Source organism: Microbacterium enclense (genome assembly GCF_004022425.1).
In the GTDB taxonomy this organism is placed as follows: domain Bacteria; phylum Actinomycetota; class Actinomycetes; order Actinomycetales; family Microbacteriaceae; genus Microbacterium; species Microbacterium enclense_A.
This window is the reverse complement of sequence record NZ_RBZY01000134.1, coordinates 1-1,291: the sequence shown is the minus strand read 5'-3', so window position 1 is coordinate 1,291 and position 1,291 is coordinate 1. Positions and strand designations below refer to the sequence as shown.

The 1,291-nt window shown below is 74.5% G+C and carries 2 protein-coding genes; one reads left to right on the top strand and one right to left on the bottom strand.

Annotated elements, in window-relative coordinates:
- The first annotated feature begins 22 nt into the window (after positions 1-22).
- A complete protein-coding gene (locus D8Y23_RS16565; RefSeq protein ID WP_128219107.1) occupies positions 23-532 on the top strand; it encodes a murein hydrolase activator EnvC family protein in 510 nt (169 codons plus the stop codon).
- Between the two features lie 9 nt (positions 533-541).
- Here the strand turns inward: D8Y23_RS16565 and D8Y23_RS16560 are convergent, their stop codons facing one another.
- Positions 542-1,168, bottom strand: coding sequence for a DUF3060 domain-containing protein (locus D8Y23_RS16560; RefSeq protein ID WP_128219106.1), 627 nt, complete (start codon positions 1,166-1,168; stop codon positions 542-544).
- Positions 1,169-1,291: the final 123 nt, after the last annotated feature.

Below are 1,291 nucleotides of genomic sequence, written 5' to 3'. Positions count from 1 at the left end.
ACGCCTCCGGCACCGTGGCCCTATGAGGAAGCGTCTGGCGGGCCGCGGGGCCGCCCCCTTACTGCTCGCACTCATGATCGGGCTCGCCGCTGCGCCCTCCGCGGGCGCCGCCGACGCCGACCCGTACGCGGGGCGGGGGTGGGTGTGGCCGGTCGATGCGGTGCGTGTCGTGCGTCCGTTCCAGGCACCGGCGCACGAGTATGCGCCCGGCCACCGGGGCATCGACCTCGGCGGAGCCACCCTCGTCCGCTCCCCCGCCCCCGGACACGTGGCGTTCACGGGGTCGGTCGCGGGCCGGGCCGTCGTGACGATCGATCACGGCGACGGGCTGGTGACGACGTTCGAACCGGTCACGACGACGCTGGCCGCGGGAGACGCCGTCGCACGCGGCGACCCGGTGGGCACGGTCGACATCGGCGGACACACCGCCCCCGGAACGGTGCACTTCGGCGTGCGCTGGAACGGCGAGTACGTGAACCCGCTCCGGCTCCTCGGCGGGGTGCCGCGCGCGATCCTGCTGCCGTGCTGCTGAGCGGGCTGGTCAGCCCACGCGGTTGCCGCGCCCCTCGACGGTACTGTCTCCGATTCCCCCACCGGCGGTGACCGCGTTGTCCTGGCCGCGGACGAGCACGGAACCGACCGCGCCGCCGGCCGACACGGTTGCGCGATCGCCGCTGAGGTCGAGGCGCCCGAGGGTGCCGGCGACGGCGAGAGCCGTGTCGTTCCCCTGGATCGTCGCCGTATCGACGCCGGCAGCTGTGACGCGGAGGCGGTCTCCGGACATCGCGAGTGCTCCGATCGTCGCGGCCGTCGCGTCGACGGTGAGCGCCGAACCCGAGACCGTCAGCTGAGCGCAGGTCCCCTCGACGCGAACCGATCGCTCGGCTCCGGTGATGGATGCCGTTCCGCCGTCGCCGCACGCGGTGACCGAGGCGTCACCCGGCGGCGTCGTCGCAACGGGGGTCGAGGGCGTTGGCGAGGGCGGGACCGATACGGGAGGTGTGGCGGAGGGAGTCGCCGTCGGCGTCGTCAGCGGGCTGGAAGACGTGGATGCCGCGGGAGGGAGTCGTGTCACGACCGGCTGCGACGCAAGGCCGCACCCGACGAGCAGCGCGAGACCGAGGAGAAGCCCGCCGATGGTGGCGGTGAGTCGAGCGCGGTGGTCCACGCGCCCACGCTACGACGGGGCGTCGGCTCACGCCAAGAGGGTGAATGCCCCGGTCCCGATGCGGCGCGATCGCCGTCGAGCCCTGGCGGTGCACGCCGAGGTCAGCGGCGCCCCCCCCCCCCC

Bases quoted from the DNA above. Each gene is read 5' to 3' on its own strand.
- D8Y23_RS16565 (WP_128219107.1), top strand. From the start codon at position 23: ATGAGGAAGCGTCTGGCGGGCCGCGGGGCCGCCCCCTTACTGCTCGCA.